The organism is Gordonia bronchialis DSM 43247 (assembly GCF_000024785.1).
In the GTDB taxonomy this organism is placed as follows: domain Bacteria; phylum Actinomycetota; class Actinomycetes; order Mycobacteriales; family Mycobacteriaceae; genus Gordonia; species Gordonia bronchialis.
In genome coordinates this window covers 2222100-2240456 of the sequence record NC_013441.1, presented here as the reverse complement: position 1 = coordinate 2240456, position 18357 = coordinate 2222100, and the positions used below count along the sequence as shown (strand labels likewise).

Here is an 18357-nt window from a genome sequence, read left to right as displayed (position 1 = left end):
TCACTGGTGGGACACCCGCAGGCGAGTCCCCGCGATCAGCGCGAAGAGGCCACCAGATCGGTGACGATCTGCCGGATCGGCGGACGGTCGTCGAGAACCGGGTAGGTGCGCTGCAGTGTCATGCCCTGCTCGTGCAGCCGGAACTGTGTCAGCGGTTCACCCGAATCGCCGATCCCCAGCCGGTCCAGCAATGTCGCGACGATCTGCCGGGACATCACGCCGAGTTCGTGGATCGGCCGGTTGCGGTGGCGGCGCACACCGAGATCCACCTGACCGACCGCATCGATCCCGCTTCTGTTCACCGTGTCGATGAGCAATCCGATCTCGACCCCGTACCCCGGTGCGAACGGAATCGAGGTCAGCAGTTCGCGGGTGCCGGCGTACTCACCCGCCAGCGGCTGGATGACCCCACCGAGTTCGGGTCGCAGCGCCGCCACGAGGGGCCGGACGAGAAGCTCGGTGACGCGACCGCCGCCCAGCGCGTCCTCGCCGTGGGAGCCGGTCAGCGGCCGCTGGTAGTAGCCCTTCACCAACTGCAGCGCCCGATCCCGCAGCAGCGGACCGATCAGACGGGGAACGTACATCGGGTCGGGGTCGATCAGATCGCTGTCGACGAAGGCGACGACGTCACCCGAGGTGACGGCGAGTGACCGCCACAGCACCTCGCCCTTTCCCGGCCGGACGGCCACCTTCGGCAGGGCCGACTCCCGGGTCACGACACGCGCACCGGCGGCCCGTGCTCGCGTGATCGTCGCATCCCGTGAACCCGAGTCCACCACCACGATCTCGTCGACCAGCGAGCCGACGTGGCCCATGATGCTCGACACCACCGACCCGACGGTCTCCTCCTCGTCGAGCGCCGGCAGGACCACCGACACCCGCCGGCCGCGCTTGAGTGCGCACAACTCGTCCACCGTCCACGCCGGGTGATCCCACGTGTTGGATTCGAGCCAGGTCGCAGATCCCGACATCGCGGCGATGGTCATGTATCGGCCTCTCTGTTGGTCGTCTGCCGTTGCGGTCTGCCGTTGCGGTCTGCTGTTAGGGCACACGGGTCATGAGATCGTGCAGGTCACCCCGTCACGCCCCGAGCGCGGTGCGGAACTCAGGCCATGCTCGGTGCAGTTCGTCCTGCCAGTACGGCCAGGCGTGCGTTCCGCCCTGGTAGAGGTGGAAGGTCGCCGGGATGCCGTGGGCGATCATGCTCTGCCGCAGGGTGATCGTGCAGGCCAGGGTCGCCCGCTCGATGACCGCCCCACCGCGATCTGCTCGGCGAGTTTGCTGGTGTTGCCGTCGATACCGGGGCCATCGAGGGTGTCGTATCGACCGGGCGAGCCGGTGCCGTTGGACACGTAGACGGCCTTGCCACGGAACTGGTCGATGTGCAGTAGTGGATCGTTGCGGCGCCAGGCGGTATCCGTGGGCGGACCCCACATGTTCATCGTGTTGCCACCGCCGCGGCCTTCGACGACCAGTCGCACCACGGCTTGGCCCACCGGGTCACTCGTCTGCGCGCACCCACTGAACGACCCGATGGCGCGATAGAGCGACGGCGCACGCATCGACAACTGGAAGACCGACGTGCCGGCCATCGAGATACCGGCAATCGCGTTGCGGCCGTTGGCGTCGAACCGGCGATCGATGACCCGCGGCAGTTCCTGGGACAGAAAGGTTGCCCACTTCTGCACCCCGAGAACGGGATCCGCTCGACGCCAGTCGGCGAAGTAGCTCGCGGCGCCGCCCATGGGGACGACCACGTTGACGTTCTCCCGCGCGAAGTACGACCGAATGTCGGTCTGGTCGAACCAGCTACTGGCACCCTCGCCACCGGCGGCGCCATTGAGCAGGTACAGGGTGGGTGCCGACCGGCCACCGACGGCCGGGATGACCCGAACCTCGATCGCCTTGCCCATCGCCGCCGAATGAACCGACAGTATCAACTCTCGTTGCGAGACAACGTGTTCCGATTCTATTCGAACGGAGTTGTCACCAAATGCGTTGCCGGGAACTGTAATACACAACAGCAGCACCCCCGAGACACATCCGAGGATCGTCGATCGTCAGTGGGACAAACGACCATGACCCGTTGCGCGAGGATTTGATTCACCCGAGTTCGACACGTTGTCGCGCACTGCTCTTCCCCCAGAATCCGATTGAGTATCACCCCCGCGATGGGGAGAGTGTGCCGCACCTCGTCGACGGGGTCAACCACCAGCTCACTGGAGCACCCAGTTGGTCGATTGACCATATAAATGGTTGCTTTCCAACGCTTTTCGATGAGAAAACTTGCCGAAACCTGTTGCGGTCCAGCTTAGGTTACCGTAGCGCAACCCGGCAGCGGCAAGCCCGCATCGCCCTCTCGGAGAGTGTTCACCGAGAGCAGATCCGCGATCAGAGCCGGCGGAAATATCCGCTGTGCAACAACTTTGACAAATCGAGGTAGGCGCATGGTCAGTTTCGGACTCATCGAGGAGTGGAACCCGCGTCCCGGTCGATTGACCAGCTGGACGATGTCACCCGAAGCGAAAGCCCAAGGGCGCCAAGCGCCGGTCAGTTCCATCCCACCGTCGCACCAACAGGAGGAGTATCTGCGCAACACCGACGCACAGTTCCGATTCTCCCGTCTGTGCCTGGAGGCTTCGATTTCCAGGCCCCGCTCGACGTCGATGCGCTCACCCGCGCGGTGACGGCATTCGTCCGGCGGCATGACACCTTCTGGACCTGGTTCCGCGCCGATGACGACGGTGCGATCGTCCGGCACATCGTCGACCCCGAGGTCATCGAGTTTCGCCCGCAGCAGCACGGAGATTACGCCGACCCCGCCGAGATCCGCGCCCATGTCCAGGCGCAGACACCGGGCCCCTTCGACTGGGACTGTTTCACCTTCGGCGCCATCGAGACCGACGACGGTTCACTCTCTACGGCGCGGTCGACCACCTCAACACCGACGGCATCTCCCAGGCGCTGTCGTGCGTCGAACTCGTGACGCTGTACATGAACGAGGCGTTCGGGATGGACAATCCGCTGCCCGAGGTGGGCAGCTATCTCGGGTACTGCGAACGCGAACGCGCGGTGTCTCGCGCCCTGGATCGACATTCCCCGGAGGTCGAACGCTGGATCGAGTTGCTCACCGCGCACGGCGGCCACCTCCCGCGGTTCCCGCTCCCGCTCGGCGGCGACACCGCAGGTCATACCCGCAGCGCACACTTCTCGACGACGGTGTGCGACGAGACCTCAGCGCTGGCCTTCGAGCAGGTCTGCCGCTCCCAGGGCGCCAACGTCACCGCCGGGCTGATGGCGGTCGCGGCCCTCACCTATCACGAACTCACCTCCGCCACCGGCTATCTCGGGATGACCCCGAAGAGCACCCGGGCGCCCGGTCCCGAGCTGAACTCGGTCGGCTGGTTCACGAGTCTGATCCCGGTGCCGGTGACCATCGACGACCGGACCACCTTCACCTCGGCGCTGCGCGAGGCCGCGACGAGTTACGAGGCAGGCAAGGAGCTCACCGATGTCTCCCTGCACCGGGTGGCCGAACTCCTCACGCCGGCCGACGACGTGCACATCCCTGCCGGCTGGTCGGTGCCGATGATCTCCTACGTCGACGTCCGCAAGCTGCCGGGCGTGGACATGTTCGACGCGATCAACGGGTGCCTGTACGGCAACCGCGGCAGCAGCGAGGAGGTCTTCATGTGGGTGAACCGCTTCAACGACGTCACCTCACTCACCTACCTCTACCCCGACACCGAGATCGCACATTCATCGGTGCGCACATACGCCGAGCGGTTCATCGAGATCCTGACCGACGTCGCGACCCACGGAGATCACACCCCCGCAACTCCTGCCCTGACCGGATGAGCAGCGTCGACACCTCGTCCGGAGCGGCCGCTCCGGTGGCGATCGCGGGATCGGCCTGGACGCCGTTTCTCGGCTGCCTGCTCGGGGTGTTCATGCAGATGCTCGACACCACCATCGTCAACATCGCGCTCCCCGGCCTCACCACCGAGTTGGGCGCCTCCACCGCTGAGCAGCTGTTCGTGCTCAGCGTGTACACGCTGGCCTTCGCGTGCACGCTTCTCATCGGGGCGAGCCTGGGTGGCAGGTTCGGGCGTCGTCGGTTGTTCCTGATCGCCATGATCGCCTTCGTGGTGACCTCGGCGCTGTGCGGCCTCGCGCAATCGCCGGTCGAGCTGATCGGATGGCGTGCCGCGCAGGGGGTGAGCGCCGCCCTGATGTCGGCGCAGACGCTCGCGCTCGTCGCCGGACTGTTCGATCGCTCCCGCCACGGCGTCGTCTTCGGAATCTACGGTGCGGTCGCCGGACTGGCCGCGATCCTCGGACCGCTCGTCGGAGGCTTGCTGATCAGCGCCGACCTGCTGGGCTGGGGATGGCGGACGATCTTCTTCGTCAACGTGCCGCTCGGGATGATCGCGTGCATCCTCGCCGGCCGGCGGCTGCCCGAGCTGCGGGTCACCGACCCGGCTGCCCCTGATCTGATCGGCGCCGCTCTCTCGACGGCAGGGTTGTTCCTGCTCCTGTACCCGCTGGCCGTCGGGCGCGAGCAGGGCTGGGGATGGCACCTCTGGGCGATGATGGCGTCGTCCGGGGTGGCGTTGTCGGCGTTCGTCCTTGTGGAACATCGCGTCGCGGCACGCGGCGGGACGCCGATGCTGCGATTGGATCTGTTCACCTCGCGCCGGTTCACCACCGGGCTGGTGCTGTCACTGCTGTTCTTCAGCGTGTTCGCGGGATTCTTCTTCACCGTGTCGGTCTCCACGCAATTCGGTCTGGGCTTCTCGCCATTGCACACCGGTCTGCTGATGCTCCCGTTCGCCGTCGGCGCGGCCGTCGGTTCGCTGCTCTCGCCGTTCCTCGTCACGCGTGTCGGTCCCGGTCCGACCCTGAGTGCCGGGCACTGGGCACCGCGCTCGGTTTTGCCTGGCTCGCGATGACACTGGACCCGCAGACCGCGACCATGTCGTTCCCGATGGTGATCGCCCCCTCCGTACTCGGCGGAATCGGCACCGGCCTGTTCGTCGCCCCGCTGCAAGCGGCGATTCTGTCGGGTACCTCCGAGCCGAACATGGGCTCCGCCTCGGGGTGTGTGCCCACGGTGCAGCAGATCGGCGCATCCATCGGCCTCGCCGTGGTGACGCTGTTCTTCTTCACCCAGGTGTCCGCCCAGGCGGCTCCCGCGGTATCGACCACGACCGCCGAACTCGCTGTGTCCCTGAACAATTCGTCAGTCGATCCGATGTTCCGCGGTGCCGTCGGCGCGCGGTTCGCCGACTGCGCGACCGCGCAGCTCACCTCGGCCCATCCCGACCGGCCGGCCCCGGGATGCGGTGGCCCCGGACGCCGGCAACTCGAATACCGGTGAATCACCCGCCGGCGAGTCTGCTGTGGCCGCGAGAATCGCACACGAGGCGCGAGATCAACTCCATGCCGCCGGCCGCTCGGTGGCCGCACGCACTTTTCTCAGCGCCTTTCGCACGACCCTCTGGGCCCTGGCCGGCGCCACCGCAGTGATCGCGGTTCTCGCGCTGAGCATGACGCGAACCAGACCGCCGACGGCGGGCTGAGCTCTGCGGGCGGACCGAACCCGGCGCGTGCGACCGAAACCAAGCGACCCCGCATCACCTCGGGTGATGCGGGGTCGCTTGTCGGTGGGTGGCCGATCAGGCCTGGCCGACCTCGAACCGGACGAATCCGTCGACGGTCGCTCCGGCCTCGTCGAGCAGCGCCTTGACGGTCTTCTTGGAGTCCTGGACCGACGGCTGGTCGAGAAGGACGACGTCCTTGTAGAAGCCGTTCACGCGGCCTTCCACGATCTTCGGGAGAGCCTTCTCCGGCTTGCCCTCTTCCTTGGCGGTCTGCTCGGCGATGCGGCGTTCGTTCTCGACGACGTCGGCCGGCACCTCCTCGCGGGTCGCGTAACGGGCCTTGAGCGCGGCGACCTGCATCGCGGCGCCGCGAGCGGCCTCCGCTGCGGCATCGCCGTCACCCGAGTAGGACACCAGCACGCCCACGGCGGGCGGCAGATCCGACGCCCGCTTGTGCAGGTAGACCGCGACCGGGCCGTCGAAGTACGCCACCCGGCGCAGTTCGAGCTTCTCGCCGATCTTGGCCGACAGCGCGGCAACCGCCTCATCGACGGTGCCGGAACCGAGCGGAGCCTTCTTCAGCTCGTCGACATCGTTGGTCTTGGCCACCGCGGCGGCCTCGACGATCTGATCGGCGAGCGCCTGGAACTCGGCGTTCTTGGCGACGAAGTCGGTCTCCGAGTTGATCTCGACGAGCGCGCCGTCCTTGGCGGCCACGAGACCTTCGGCCGTCGACCGCTCGGCACGCTTGCCGACGTCCTTGGCACCCTTGATGCGCAGTTCCTCGACGGCCTTGTCGAAGTCGCCGTCGTTGTTGGCCAGCGCGTTCTTGCAGTCCAGCATTCCAGCGCCGGTGAGTTCGCGAAGTCGCTTCACATCGGCTGCGGTGTAGTTCGCCATCGTCGGCGAGCCTCCTTGTCAGAGAAAGTGGTGTGCTGTTCGGTCGCGGGCGACTACTGAGCGGGGGTCGACTCCGTGCCGGCGTCGCCCGCGGGCGCCGCGGCCTGGGTCAGCAACTCCTGCTCCCACTCGGCGAGCGGCTCGCCGCCCCCGGCCTCCGGCTTGGAGTCGTCGGACGCCTGGCCGGCGCGGGCCTGCACACCTTCGGCGACCGCCGAGGCCACCACGCGGGTGAGCAGGGCGGCGCTGCGGATCGCGTCGTCGTTGCCCGGGATCGGGTAGTCGACGAGGTCGGGATCGCAGTTGGTGTCGAGGATCGCGATGACCGGGATGCCCAGCTTGCGGGCCTCGCCGACGGCGATGTGCTCTTTGTTGGTGTCGACGACCCACACCGCGGACGGCACCTTGGCCATGTCGCGGATACCGCCGAGGGTCCGCTCGAGCTTGTTCTTCTCGCGGGTCAGCATCAGGATTTCCTTCTTGGTGCGACCCTCGAAGCCACCGGTCTGCTCCATGGTCTCGAGTTCCTTGAGACGCTGCAGACGCTTGTGGACGGTGGAGAAGTTGGTGAGCATGCCGCCGAGCCAACGCTGATTGACATACGGCATGCCGACGCGGGTGGCCTCACCGGCGATGGATTCCTGGGCCTGCTTCTTGGTGCCGACGAACAGGATGGTGCCGCCGTGGGCGACGGTCTCCTTGACGAATTCGTACGCCTTGTCGATGTAGGTCAGCGTCTGCTGCAGGTCGATGATGTAGATGCCGTTGCGGTCGGTGAAGATGAATCGCTTCATCTTCGGGTTCCAACGGCGGGTCTGATGCCCGAAGTGTGCGCCGCTGTCGAGCAGCTGCTTCATGGTCACAACAGCCATGAGTCATTCCTTTGTGTGCAGTTGACGTCGATCACCGGCGGTGATCGACCCTGGCGCCTGAGACCGGTGACACCCACCCGGGACGAACCCGGGCCGGGACTGCTCACTCGGTGTGTTCGCGGTGCGCGTTTCAGGCGCGCGAAGTCACCTCACCGAAGCCGATGAGGTGCGGCCCCGACTTTACGCCGGTCAGCCGGTGAAAACCAAAACGCCGACGGACGGATCCGGATGCCGGCGACGTGCGTCTAAACCGGTATGATGACCCCGCTCGGACCGATCACGACGTTGCGCTCGTCCGGTGTGCACCCCCGGTGGCTACGCCGATGGTTGCAGAGCACCGTCGTCGAGCTCCTGATCACCGTCGCGCTGCTGTGGGCGGTTCCGGCCGTGGTCATGGCCCCGGTCGCGATGGCCACGGCCGAGCGCTATTCGGTTCCGCTCGCCCCGCGGCCCACCGTGGTGCGCGCCTTCGAGAATCCGGAACGCCGCTGGCAGCCGGGTCACCGCGGGGTCGACCTCGCCGGCGGTCCGGGTGTCGCCGTCCTGGCCGCGGGCAGCGGTACCGTGCGCTTCGCCGGTGACGTCGCGGGGCGCACGGTCGTGTCGATTCAGCATGCCGACGGGGTGATCACCACCTACGAGCCGGTTCGTCCGACGGTCGCCGATGGCGACCACGTGCGCCGGGGCCAGCGGATCGGCACCCTGGTGACCGGCCATCCCGGGTGTCCGGTGGCGACCTGCCTGCACTGGGGCGCACGTGTGGGCGCCGGTCGCTCGGCGCGCTATCTGGACCCGCTCGGGCTGATCGGCGCGGTCCGGGTACGGCTCAAACCGATCGATGAACCGGCCTGAACTCCCCCGGCCTGCGCCGCGGGTACCCTCACGCCCGCGGGTGAGCCTGATTGTGTACCGCCCGTAGCCGTTCCACGCTGACATGCGTGTAGATCTGGGTGGTCGCAAGTGAGCTGTGCCCGAGAAGTTCCTGCACGACGCGCAGGTCCGCCCCACCTTCGAGCAGGTGGGTCGCGGCGCTGTGCCGCAACCCGTGCGGACCCATCGCCGGGCCGCCGGCCTGCTCGACCGCCCGGGTGACGACGGTGCGGGCCATCCGTTGATCGAGGCGTCCGCCGCGTGCGCCGAGCAACAGCGCGGCACCGGACCGTTCAGTGGCCAGCGCCGGGCGACCGTGTCGCAGCCAGGCATCGAGGGCCACTGCGGCAGGCGCCCCGTAGGGCACGGTGCGTTCCTTGTCGCCTTTACCGATCACCCGTAGCACGCGGCGATCGCGATCGACGTCGTCGACGTCGAGTCCGCACAGCTCACCGACCCGAATCCCGCCGGCGTAGAGCACCTCGACGATCACGGTGTCGCGCAGGGCGATCGGATCACCTTGCGGACGCTCCGCAGCTGCCGCGGCGATCACGTCGGGTACCTGAGCGGGCGCGAGCACGGCGGGCAACGTGCGGTGGGCTTTCGGCGCGCGCAACCGGTGCGACGGGTCATCGGACATCAGCCCTTCGCGAACCGCCCACGCGCAGAACGTCTTCACCGACGAGACCTGCCGGGCGATCGTCGTGCGCGCGGCGCCACGGCGGGTGTGTTCGGCCAGCCAGGCCCGCAGCAACGTCAGGTCGATGTCGGCGGTCGCGACACCGCGGGCCCCGGCGAAGGCGATCAGCCCACGCACGTCACCGACGTAGGCACGCACGGTGTGCGGGCTGCGGCCCATCTCCAGCCGCAGATGGTCGGCGAACTCATCCAGCACGCCGACGACGCTGCCCGCGCCACCGGTCATTCGCAACCGCACACGCGCGGCGTGACCGGATCGATGCCGGACGCCAACAGGTTTCTGACGCCCCGCCGATCAGCGACGGAAGACGCCGGCGAGCTTCTTGACCGGGCCGCCCCCTTCTTCGGTCTCGCGCAGCTGTGCCTTCCACTGCCGGAAGCCCTCCTCGGTCCGTCCGCGTCGCCAATAGCCCGAGATCGACGCGTTGGCGGCGCCGACGCCGCGTTCCTTGCGGACATAGGCGCGCAGGTTGTGCATCACGGCCTGCGCCTCACCGTGGATGAAGACATGCGGCTCACCGTCGAGCCATTCGGCTGCGCGGACCGCGGCCACCAGCGGCGCGTTATCCCCGGCCACCTCGTCGCCGACCTCTCCCGCGGCACCGCCGCGATGCACCCACACGACCTCGGCACCCGCGGGAGCCGTCAGCGGGATCTCATCATCGGGACCGGCGACCTCGATGAACACCTTGGCCACCGCTTCCGACGGCAGCGCCTCGAGTGCCGCGGCCACCGCGGGCAGGCCGGACTCATCGCAGGCCAGCAGATGCCAGGGCGCGTCGGCCGATGGTTGGTACCCACTACCCGGCCCGAGGAACCGCACGGTTTCGCCCGGCTGCACCGACGCGGCCCACGGCCCGGCGATGCCCTCGTCACCGTGCACGACGAAATCGATCGCGAGTTCCCTGCGCTCGGAATCCACCGACCGGACCGTGTACGTCCGGAGAATGGGTTGCTGCTCGGGCGGCAGTGTCTTGCGAAGTTCCTGCGGGTCGAACGGCTCGGGGTACTCGACCCCGTCCGGGGTGAAGATGATCTTCACGTACATGTCGGTATCCGGTTTCCCGGACTTCCCGATCGCCGGGGCGAAGTCGTCAAAACCCTCGCCGCCGAGGTAGACCCGGACAAAGTGCGGGCTGAGCCGCTCGGTGCGCAGCACCGTCATCGTGTTCACGCGCTTGGCCATGAAACCTCCTGTTCGCCGACCACCTTACGCTCTTCCGCCGATTTACTTAGGGTCACCTAATCTGTCGATTTGCTGAGAGATCCTGGACAACCGACCAGAATGTGTAACGATGACAAGTAATCAACCGATGTGATCGATTAGTTCACGTTGGCAAATTTCTGCCCGTCTCGGGCCGATCACCGGAGGGAGCACGCCGCAAGTGACGCGATCTCGTCCGGCAACCCGTCTCGGCGTCCAGGACTGGCTCGACGCCGGACTGCGTCTGTTGGTCGAGGAGGGGGTCGACGCCCTCAAGGTGGCTCGTCTCAGCTCGGTCCTCGGCGTGACCAAAGGCAGCTTCTACTGGCATTTCGCCGACATCGCCGCAATGAAGTCGGCACTCGCGCAGCAGTGCGCCGGCGCTCACGAAGCGTTCGTCGCACGGCTCGACGGGCTCACGACTCTTCCGCCCGGGGATCGACTCGACGCGATGCGCACGATGCTCGCCGACCCGCATCGATGGCGAGTCGAGTCCGCCCTGCGTCGATGGGCCGATGTTGACCCGATTCTCGCCGGCTCGGTCGCACTGCTGGATCAGCGAATCCTCGACGTCAGTGCAGACGCATTGCGCGACATCGGGTTCTCGGCCGCCGACGCCCAAGCGCGGGCCTCCGTGCTGCTCTACACCGGCATCGGCTGCCTGCAGGCCCACGACCGCGTCGGGGCAGGGGCCATCGACGAATGCATACAGTTGGTCATCGACCTCGTCACGCGACTCGAGGTGGACCCGATCTAGCGGAGACCTCAGAGAGCCGCTGATCGAACGCCGAGAGTTCGACCGCTGCCAGAACATTGCCCTGTCGCACGCGTTCCACAATCTCACCGCGGGCGCGATTCAGATCCCGGTCGAACTGCGCTCGTTCCTCAGGACTCGGCGACCGCCAGGAGAAGACCGACACTGCCCACACGATCAGGACGATCACCGTCATGACGGCACCGGCTCCCACGAGCACCATGTCGAACCCACCGAACTCCCGTCCGTCCTCGGAGATCGAACGGAGCAGCTTGATCAGCGGCGCGCTACAGATGAGAATCCCGAATCCGATCCCGAGATAGGTTCCGCTACTACGCCATTCGGGCTTCTGCGGCCATGTGATGAGATCATCGACCGCACCTGCCCCCCGCCCAGTGAGACCCCACAAGCGACGCTGCCGCGGTAGCAGTCGACGTGTTGTGGTCGAAGCACAACCAGAGGAGACCAGAGATCATCGAGCCGAGAAGACAGATCCCGGCGACGATCGCAGAGGCGTCCATCATGGTCCCGAGAATCCCATGCACGTCAGCCAGCGTGGACAGGGCCAGGACCAGGGCAAGGACCAGCGCGCACATGCCTGTCTTCGCGAGAACCAGGTTGATCCGCTTCCACGTGGGATAGTCACCGCCTGCAACCCGAGTCCGCACCGCGGCAAACGTCGTGCCCACCACGACGGCACCGACGACCGAGAACATCACGATGTCCCAGGTTGGAGAACCCCACTTTCCCCGTTGCCCACCCAGAGCCACAACGAGGATCAATGACACCGCGAGTCCGGCGAGAAAGAACGGGTCAGACACAAACGCCCGCTTGCGAGTGCTCGCCGCATCCACCGGGAGCGTGACCACGCTGACGAAACTGCGTGGAGACAACCGTGGATCCAGCATCGGGATCGCCCACCGCGGCGGCACGGCATCGGCCACCGCAAGCACGACTCGATCCGGATACTTGGTGAGCCACAACGGCAACAATCCCGCGAGCCGATCGGTGTCACCGACACCGGCAAATTGCGGAACGACACCGGCGATCTCCGGTGGCGAATGTCGGCCCGCCAGACACGTGGCCCTTGCCACGATGCCGTCGGCATACCCGATGTCAGTCTGCGCAACCGGAAACACAGGAGGTGCTGAAATTGCCATTGAAGAACTCCGTTCGCCCCGGCCCAGCCGTTTGACGAGTCTATGGCAGCGAGTAACATTCAGGCCCGTATGTCATTCAAGCGAGTGTTCTCTCACCCATGACAGCGTCAGGTAATGCGCTAGACCAGCCACCACCTCGCTCCGTCCCCGTCGATCAGACCGGTGACTTCGAGGCGGGCCAATGCTGTTCGCACAGCGGGCAATTCGAGCCCGGCTGAGAAAGCGATCTCCCCGATCGTCACGGCGCCGCGGGCGGGTAGGGCATCGTGGACCCGCTTCTGCTCGGCGCTGAGTGCATCGGTGGCTCGCGCCCGTCCCCCGGTCATCACCCCCTCACCATCCGGGCGGACCAGACGGATCACCGCAGCCGCATCGACGACCAGCGTGGCCAGCTGATCGGCGATCATCTGATGGCAGCCGACCGAGGTCACCGACGTGACCGGCCCCGGCACCGCCCCCAGCGGGCGACCCAGTTTGCGCGCCCAGGCCGCGGTGTTGGCCGCTCCCGACCGTCGGCCCGCCTCGACGACAACCGTCGCACCACCGAGCGCGGCGACCAACCGGTTGCGGGTCAGGAAACGGTGTTTGGCGGCCGTCGTACCGGGCGGATACTCACTGATCACCGCGCCCACACGGGCGATCTCGCGCAACAGCTGGGCGTGGGCGGCGGGATAATCGCGGTCGATACCGCACGCCATCACCGCCGCGGTGGTCCCGCCCGATCCGAGAGCCGCTCGATGCGCCGCCCCGTCGATCCCGAAGGCGCCCCCGGACAGGACCGCGAAACCGTTGTCGCACAAACCCGATGCCACCGTGGCGGTCACATGTTCGCCATAGGAGGACGCCGCGCGGGATCCCACCAGGGCCACACAGGCCGCGGCGATGTCGTCCAAGCGCGCCGGGCCGCGCACCCAGAGCGCCAGCGGCACACCACCTCTGGCCGCGGTGTCGGCCTGTCCGAGGGCCATCAGCGACCAGGCCGGCCACTCGTCGTCGGCCGGCGTCACCAATCGCGCACCGATGCGTTCGGCGGTGTCGAGATCCGCTTGTGCCTGATCGGTGTCCGCACGCGACGCCGTGATCGCGAGCACCTCGCGATGCTCGTCGGGCACCTTGCGCCGCCGGACGGCGGCGGCCGCCTCGCTCACTCCGAGCGCCGCGATCATGTCGATCACCGGAGCCGCCGGCGGTTCGGCCACCCGCGCCAAGTACGCCCACGCCCGGCGTGCCGCGTCGTCACTCACCAGCTCGACCCCCGATCCCGGAACAGAAGTGCCTGGGCCACATCGTCTTCGGTGGGCTGATCACCACCGCGCAGGTCGCACAGCGTCCAGGCCAGCCGCAGCGCACGATCCGCGCCGCGTGCGGTCACCCGTCCGTCGCGCAGGAACAACTCGATCGGCTTGACAACCGATCCCGGTAGCCGAAACCGTTGACGCAGAGCCGATCCCGGCACCTCGGCATTGGTGCGCCAGCCATGATCACCCCACCGCGCCCGGGCGGCCTCGCGGGCCGCGGTCACCCGGGCCCGTACCTGCGCACTGGACTCACCCTGCCCACTCATCAGGGCCGCGTTGCCCGGTGGTTCCATCCGGACCCGAATGTCGACGCGATCCATCAACGGACCCGACAGCTTGCCCAGATAACGGCGACGGACGACCGACGAACAAACACAGTCGACGTCGTGGGCCGGGGCACACGGGCACGGATTGGCGGCCAGGATCAGTTGAAAGCGCGCCGGATACACCGCCACGCCGTCCCGGCGCGGCACCCGCACCTCGCCTTCCTCGAGCGGTTCGCGCAACGAATCGAGCACCTTGGCCCCCATCTCCGCGCATTCGTCCAGGAACAGCACTCCCCGATGCGCCTTCGACACCGCACCGGGTTGCGCGAAACCGGTACCGCCGCCGAGTAACGCAGTGACCGTCGAGCTGTGATGCGGCGCGATGAACGGCGGGTCGGTCACCAGCGGACGGCCCGGCGACAACGCCCCCACCAGCGAGTGGATCGCGGTCACCTCCAGCGAGTCCTCCAACCCCAGCGGCGGGAGAATTCCGGGTAATCGTTTGGCCAGCATCGTCTTTCCGATCCCCGGGGATCCCGTCATCATCACGTGATGAGCTCCGGCCGCGGCGATCTCGAGCGCATGCCGGGCCTCGTGCTGACCGACGACGTCGGCCATGTCGGGGACCGACGGCGGGTCGACCGGCGTCGCGTCGTGCACGGTGTCCAGAGTCAGACGGCCCTCCGCCCACTGCACCACTTCGGCCAGATTGCGCGCCCCACCTACGTCCATCCCCTCCACGAGTGCCGCCTCGGCGACACATTCCAGGGGAACCACCACCCGACGAAAACCCCGTTGCCGAGCGGCGATCACCGCCGGGAGCACGCCACGAATCGGTCGAAGACCACCGTCGAGGGCCAACTCACCCAGGAACACCGTCGAGTCGAGCAGCTGCGTGGAGACCTGATCGGTCGCGGCCAGCAGTGCCACCGCGATCGCGAGATCAAAACCCGGCCCGATCTTGGGCATCTCCGCCGGCGACAACGCAACCGTCACCCGTGCATCGGGAAACTTGAGGCCCGAGTTGGCAATTGCCGGCCGCACCCGATCTCTGCCCTCCCGCGCCGAGGAATCCGGGTTACCGCTGAAGACGAAGATCGGCAGCCCCGACCCGGTACTCGCCTGCACGTCGACCACCCGCGCCACGAAGGCGTTGAGCCCCACGGAATGGGTACACCCGATCACCGCGCGGCCCTCACACGAACACCCCGAGATGATGCCGGATACGGGCCGATGCACGATCGTCGGGGTGGTGCGGATCGAGCTGGACACTGATCACGTCGAACCGGATCTGCGACCACGACCCGTTCTGCTCCGACAGCCACATCCGCGTCAGCTTGCGCATCCGAGACAGCTTCGCCGGCGTCACCGCTTCCAGCGGATCGGAGTACATCAGGCTCGCCCGGGTCTTCACCTCCACCACCACCAGGACCCGGCCATCGGCGGCGATCAGATCGAGCTCCCCATACCGATTTCGCCAGTTGCGGTGCAGCACACGCCAACCGCGATTGGTCACGAACTCGGCCGCGATGTCCTCACCGAGGTGTCCGATGTGACGACGACGGTCGGCCCGACGCGGCCCGGGCTCGGCCGCGGAATGTGCTGTCATGCATCAAGACTGCGCTGCGCGATCGGACATAACCGGCACGCCGGACGCACGGCCCGGTATCTGTGGATGGACGCTCGGATGTGGATGGCGCAGGCCGGGACGCGGCGCCGGTTCGCGAGTCGACAGATCACCCGCGCGCAGACCCCCGGGTCTGCTTACAGTTGCCCGGTGTCCCCTACAACGCGGCCGCCGCGTCTGAAGCAGTGGCTCCTCGACGACATCACGCCACAGCGGGCCGGCCTGATGGGGCCGCACGGACTACCCGGTCAGCACTCACGCACTCACCCGTGGTGGAAGGTCATGTGTCTGACCGGTGTCGACTACTTCTCCACACTCGGGTACCAACCGGGCATCGCCGCACTCGCCGCGGGCACGATCGCCCCACTGGCCACCGTCGTCCTCATCGCATTGACCCTGTTCGGCGCGCTCCCCGTCTACCGGTACGTGGCCCGCAAATCCCCCCGCGGTGAGGGCTCCATCGCGATGCTCGAAAACCTGCTGCCCAAGTGGGGCGGCAAGATCTTCGTACTCGTGCTCCTCGGGTTCGCGGCCACCGACTTCCTCATCACGATGACGCTGTCGGCGGCCGACGCGAGTGCTCACCTCATCGAGAATCCACTTATGCCGCACTGGATGTCGGGCGGGCAGGTCGTCATCACGCTCATCCTGCTCTGCGCGCTCGCGGCGGTCTTCCTGCGCGGCTTCACCGAGGCCATCACCCTCGCCGTCGGATTGGTCGCGGTCTACCTGACCCTGAATCTGGTCGTCATCGTCGACGGCCTCTGGCGCATCGCGCAGTCCACCGACCTCATCGTCGACTGGCGGCACGCGATGACCACCGAACACCGCAGTCCGTGGATGATGATCGCGGTAGCCCTCATCGTCTTCCCCAAACTCGCGCTCGGCCTGTCCGGTTTCGAAACCGGTGTCGCGGTGATGCCGCAGATCGACGGCTCCCCCGAGGATCCGCCCGGGCGCCCCGAAACCCGAATCCGCGGCGCACGACGACTACTCACCACCTCCGCACTGATCATGTCCGGCTTCCTCATCACGAGCAGCCTGGTATGCACCATCCTGATCCCCGAGGCCGACTTCAAAGCGGGCCAACCGGCGAACGGCCGCGCCCTGGCCTACCTCGCACACGCCAATCTCGGTTCCTGGTTCGGGACCGTCTACGACCTCAGCACCATCCTGATCCTGTGGTTCGCAGGCGCATCGGCGATGGCGGGTCTGCTCAATCTGGTTCCGCGCTACCTCCCGCGGTACGGGATGGCCCCGGACTGGGCCCGGGCAAGCCGGCCGCTGGTCATCGTGTTCGCGCTCGTCGCATTCGGCGTGACCGCCTACTTCGATGCCGACGTGGACGCCCAGGGCGCGGCGTATGCGACGGGCGTCCTGGTCCTGATGACGTCCGCGTCTGTGGCGGTGACCCTGTCACTCCGCAGACGTCGCCGCCGGGCCGCCGCCGTCACCTTCGGCGTGATCGCCGCGGTGTTCTCCTACACGACGGTGGCCAACGTCTTCGAACGGCCGGAGGGCGTACAGGTGGCAGCCTTCTTCATCGCCGCGATCATCTTGGTGTCCTTCGCCTCCCGCATCAACCGTTCCTTCGAATTACGCAGCACCTCAATCGATTTCGACGAAGTCGCCACGGAGATCATAGGCCGGGCCGCGCGCGCCGGCCATATCCAGATCGTGACCCATGATCCCGAGAACCGTTCCCTGCTCGAATACCACGACAAGGAGATACAGCAGCGCGCCGAGAGTCATATCCCGTCGGCGGACGTCATCATCTTCCTGGAGATCAACGTCACGGATTCTTCCGAATTCGCCACCGACCTCCACGTCCACGGCCGCCATCACAGCGGTGGCTACCGCATCCTCTGGGTCGACGCGGCGGCCATTCCCAACACGATTGCCGCGGTACTGCTGGCGATCAGGGATCGCACCGGCGTGAACCCGGACGTGTATTTCGAATGGAGCGAGGGCAATCCGCTGGCCAACCTGCTGCGGTTCCTGTTCGTCGGCGAGGGCGAGGTCGCCCCGGTCACCCGGGAGATCCTGCGGCGCGCCGAACCGGATCTCGCGGCGCGCCCGCACGTCCACGTCGGCTGATCGCCGCGATCACGGCTCGTCGGGCAACCGGAGTTCAGGCTTTTCGAGTTCCTCGATGTTGACGTCCTTGAAGGTGATCACCCGCACCTGCTTGACGAATCGCGCCGGTCGGTACATGTCCCACACCCAGGCGTCGCTCATGCGCAACTCGAAGTAGACCTCACCGTCGGTGTTGCGGGGAACCATGTCCACCGAGTTCGCGAGGTAGAAGCGCCGCTCGGTCTCGACGACGTAGGTGAACTGCCCGACGATGTCCTTGTACTCGCGGTACAGAGAGAGTTCCATCTCGGTTTCGTACTTCTCGAGATCCTCAGCACTCATCCTGTCAGCCTATCCTCGTCGGACGCCGGACCCACGAGCACGCGGGCCGCGACATTACGGTACGACATGCGATGTTGCGGCGACGGTCCCGCGGTATCGATGCGCGACATGTGGTGCGCCGTGCTGTATCCCTTGTGCACGGCGAAGTCGTATCCCGGGTGTTCGTCGTCCATCGCCACCATGATGCGATCCCGGGTGACCTTGGCGATGATGCTCGCCGCCGCGATGCACGCGGCGGCACCGTCGCCACCGATCACCGGCAACGACGGTGCGGTCAGACCGGGCACCTTGAAGCCGTCGGAGAGCACATAACCCGGTGTCACGTCGAGGGCGGCAACCGCCCGGCGCATGCCTTCGATGTTGGCTACGTGGATGCCGATCCGGTCGATCTCGGCGGCGTCGATGATCACCGCGCTCCAGCTGTGCGCATAGCGGGTGACCGCGCGATACAGGGTTTCACGTGTCCGCTCGGTGAGTCGTTTGGAGTCATCGAGATCGGCCAGCGAGGTCAGCTGGGTCGGTTTGAGGACACATGCCGCCACCACCAGCGGGCCCGCACAGGCCCCGCGGCCGGCCTCGTCGACACCGGCTACCGGCCCCAGACCGTTGCGGTGAAGCGCGAACTCGAAGGTGCGCAGCGATGCGGCCCGGCGGATCGGGGCGCGTGGCGGCCAGCGGGTCATCGT

16 protein-coding genes and 2 pseudogenes are annotated in these 18357 nt (G+C 67.0%); 6 read left to right on the top strand and 12 right to left on the bottom strand.

Features of this window, described 5'->3' with window-relative positions:
- Positions 1-35 precede the first annotated feature (35 nt).
- Together GBRO_RS10455 and GBRO_RS10450 are read right to left on the bottom strand one after the other, a co-directional pair.
- Entirely contained in the window at positions 36-986 is a 951-nt protein-coding gene (locus GBRO_RS10455) for a glucosyl-3-phosphoglycerate synthase (RefSeq protein WP_012833915.1), read from the bottom strand.
- A gap of 94 nt (positions 987-1080) precedes the next feature.
- Positions 1081-1913, bottom strand: a pseudogene (locus tag GBRO_RS10450) (alpha/beta hydrolase).
- 534 nt (positions 1914-2447) lie between these two features.
- On the opposite strand from GBRO_RS10450, the pseudogene GBRO_RS10445 reads away from it, so the two are divergent.
- From GBRO_RS10445 to GBRO_RS27700, 3 genes and pseudogenes are all read left to right on the top strand, one after another.
- Positions 2448-3858: pseudogene (locus GBRO_RS10445) on the top strand (condensation domain-containing protein).
- Positions 3855-4952: an MFS transporter gene (locus GBRO_RS27705; protein ID WP_370452897.1), complete on the top strand. Its 1098-nt coding sequence runs from the start codon at positions 3855-3857 to the stop codon at positions 4950-4952. The pseudogene GBRO_RS10445 and the gene GBRO_RS27705 overlap by 4 nt, the downstream one beginning before the upstream one ends.
- The gene (locus tag GBRO_RS27700; RefSeq protein WP_370452896.1) at positions 4949-5380 is read left to right on the top strand and encodes an MFS transporter; all 432 of its coding nucleotides are present in this window, start codon (positions 4949-4951) and stop codon (positions 5378-5380) included. Before GBRO_RS27705 ends, GBRO_RS27700 begins: the two co-directional genes overlap by 4 nt.
- A gap of 298 nt (positions 5381-5678) precedes the next feature.
- Here GBRO_RS27700 and tsf read toward each other — a convergent pair whose 3' ends face one another.
- Positions 5679-6503, bottom strand: coding sequence for a translation elongation factor Ts (tsf, locus tag GBRO_RS10430; protein WP_012833914.1), 825 nt, complete (start codon positions 6501-6503; stop codon positions 5679-5681).
- Between the two features lie 53 nt (positions 6504-6556).
- Positions 6557-7375 carry a 30S ribosomal protein S2 gene (gene rpsB / locus GBRO_RS10425; RefSeq protein ID WP_012833913.1) on the bottom strand — a complete coding sequence of 273 codons (819 nt, stop codon included), beginning with the start codon at positions 7373-7375 and terminating at the stop codon, positions 6557-6559.
- A 255-nt stretch (positions 7376-7630) separates the two neighbouring features.
- Between rpsB and GBRO_RS10420 the strand changes: the two genes are divergently transcribed.
- Positions 7631-8227 (top strand): M23 family metallopeptidase, encoded by a 597-nt coding sequence (locus GBRO_RS10420; protein ID WP_407636624.1) that lies wholly within the window; start codon positions 7631-7633, stop codon positions 8225-8227.
- Positions 8228-8255: 28 nt separating this feature from the next.
- Here GBRO_RS10420 and GBRO_RS10415 read toward each other — a convergent pair whose 3' ends face one another.
- Together GBRO_RS10415 and GBRO_RS10410 are read right to left on the bottom strand one after the other, a co-directional pair.
- On the bottom strand, positions 8256-9170 hold the full coding sequence (locus tag GBRO_RS10415; RefSeq protein ID WP_012833911.1) for a tyrosine recombinase XerC: 915 nt from the start codon (positions 9168-9170) through the stop codon (positions 8256-8258).
- A 69-nt stretch (positions 9171-9239) separates the two neighbouring features.
- On the bottom strand, positions 9240-10130 hold the full coding sequence (locus tag GBRO_RS10410) for a siderophore-interacting protein (protein WP_012833910.1): 891 nt from the start codon (positions 10128-10130) through the stop codon (positions 9240-9242).
- Positions 10131-10329: 199 nt separating this feature from the next.
- On the opposite strand from GBRO_RS10410, the gene GBRO_RS10405 reads away from it, so the two are divergent.
- Positions 10330-10905 carry a TetR/AcrR family transcriptional regulator gene (locus GBRO_RS10405; RefSeq protein ID WP_012833909.1) on the top strand — a complete coding sequence of 192 codons (576 nt, stop codon included), beginning with the start codon at positions 10330-10332 and terminating at the stop codon, positions 10903-10905.
- Between the two features lie 365 nt (positions 10906-11270).
- Here the strand turns inward: GBRO_RS10405 and GBRO_RS10395 are convergent, their stop codons facing one another.
- From GBRO_RS10395 to GBRO_RS10380, 4 genes are all read right to left on the bottom strand, one after another.
- The gene (locus GBRO_RS10395; RefSeq protein ID WP_012833907.1) at positions 11271-12062 is read right to left on the bottom strand and encodes a hypothetical protein; all 792 of its coding nucleotides are present in this window, start codon (positions 12060-12062) and stop codon (positions 11271-11273) included.
- 119 nt (positions 12063-12181) lie between these two features.
- Complete coding sequence (dprA, locus tag GBRO_RS10390) at positions 12182-13309, bottom strand: DNA-processing protein DprA (RefSeq protein WP_041919844.1); 1128 nt, start codon at positions 13307-13309, stop codon at positions 12182-12184.
- Positions 13303-14811 (bottom strand): YifB family Mg chelatase-like AAA ATPase, encoded by a 1509-nt coding sequence (locus tag GBRO_RS10385; protein WP_012833905.1) that lies wholly within the window; start codon positions 14809-14811, stop codon positions 13303-13305. Before GBRO_RS10385 ends, dprA begins: the two co-directional genes overlap by 7 nt.
- A gap of 10 nt (positions 14812-14821) precedes the next feature.
- The gene (locus tag GBRO_RS10380; RefSeq protein WP_012833904.1) at positions 14822-15235 is read right to left on the bottom strand and encodes a YraN family protein; all 414 of its coding nucleotides are present in this window, start codon (positions 15233-15235) and stop codon (positions 14822-14824) included.
- Between the two features lie 243 nt (positions 15236-15478).
- Between GBRO_RS10380 and GBRO_RS10375 the strand changes: the two genes are divergently transcribed.
- Entirely contained in the window at positions 15479-17350 is a 1872-nt protein-coding gene (locus GBRO_RS10375; RefSeq protein WP_012833903.1) for an amino acid permease, read from the top strand.
- A 9-nt stretch (positions 17351-17359) separates the two neighbouring features.
- Here GBRO_RS10375 and GBRO_RS10370 read toward each other — a convergent pair whose 3' ends face one another.
- Together GBRO_RS10370 and GBRO_RS10365 are read right to left on the bottom strand one after the other, a co-directional pair.
- Entirely contained in the window at positions 17360-17671 is a 312-nt protein-coding gene (locus tag GBRO_RS10370) for a DUF2469 domain-containing protein (RefSeq protein WP_012833902.1), read from the bottom strand.
- Positions 17668-18354, bottom strand: coding sequence for a ribonuclease HII (locus GBRO_RS10365; protein ID WP_012833901.1), 687 nt, complete (start codon positions 18352-18354; stop codon positions 17668-17670). Before GBRO_RS10365 ends, GBRO_RS10370 begins: the two co-directional genes overlap by 4 nt.
- Between the last annotated feature and the right edge of the window lie 3 nt (positions 18355-18357).

What these genes read in the sequence shown, in the direction of transcription:
- GBRO_RS10420 (WP_407636624.1), top strand. Translation starts at nt 7,631, where the DNA reads ATGATGACCCCGCTCGGACCGATCACGACGTTGCGCTCGTCCGGTGTG.
- GBRO_RS10415 (WP_012833911.1), bottom strand. Translation starts at nt 9,170, where the DNA reads ATGACCGGTGGCGCGGGCAGCGTCGTCGGCGTGCTGGATGAGTTCGCC.
- GBRO_RS27700 (WP_370452896.1), top strand. Translation starts at nt 4,949, where the DNA reads ATGACACTGGACCCGCAGACCGCGACCATGTCGTTCCCGATGGTGATC.
- GBRO_RS27705 (WP_370452897.1), top strand. Translation starts at nt 3,855, where the DNA reads ATGAGCAGCGTCGACACCTCGTCCGGAGCGGCCGCTCCGGTGGCGATC.
- GBRO_RS10365 (WP_012833901.1), bottom strand. Translation starts at nt 18,354, where the DNA reads ATGACCCGCTGGCCGCCACGCGCCCCGATCCGCCGGGCCGCATCGCTG.
- tsf (WP_012833914.1), bottom strand. Translation starts at nt 6,503, where the DNA reads ATGGCGAACTACACCGCAGCCGATGTGAAGCGACTTCGCGAACTCACC.
- GBRO_RS10375 (WP_012833903.1), top strand. Translation starts at nt 15,479, where the DNA reads ATGGGGCCGCACGGACTACCCGGTCAGCACTCACGCACTCACCCGTGG.
- GBRO_RS10370 (WP_012833902.1), bottom strand. Translation starts at nt 17,671, where the DNA reads ATGAGTGCTGAGGATCTCGAGAAGTACGAAACCGAGATGGAACTCTCT.
- GBRO_RS10410 (WP_012833910.1), bottom strand. Translation starts at nt 10,130, where the DNA reads ATGGCCAAGCGCGTGAACACGATGACGGTGCTGCGCACCGAGCGGCTC.
- GBRO_RS10395 (WP_012833907.1), bottom strand. Translation starts at nt 12,062, where the DNA reads ATGGCAATTTCAGCACCTCCTGTGTTTCCGGTTGCGCAGACTGACATC.
- rpsB (WP_012833913.1), bottom strand. Translation starts at nt 7,375, where the DNA reads ATGGCTGTTGTGACCATGAAGCAGCTGCTCGACAGCGGCGCACACTTC.
- GBRO_RS10455 (WP_012833915.1), bottom strand. Translation starts at nt 986, where the DNA reads ATGACCATCGCCGCGATGTCGGGATCTGCGACCTGGCTCGAATCCAAC.
- GBRO_RS10380 (WP_012833904.1), bottom strand. Translation starts at nt 15,235, where the DNA reads ATGACAGCACATTCCGCGGCCGAGCCCGGGCCGCGTCGGGCCGACCGT.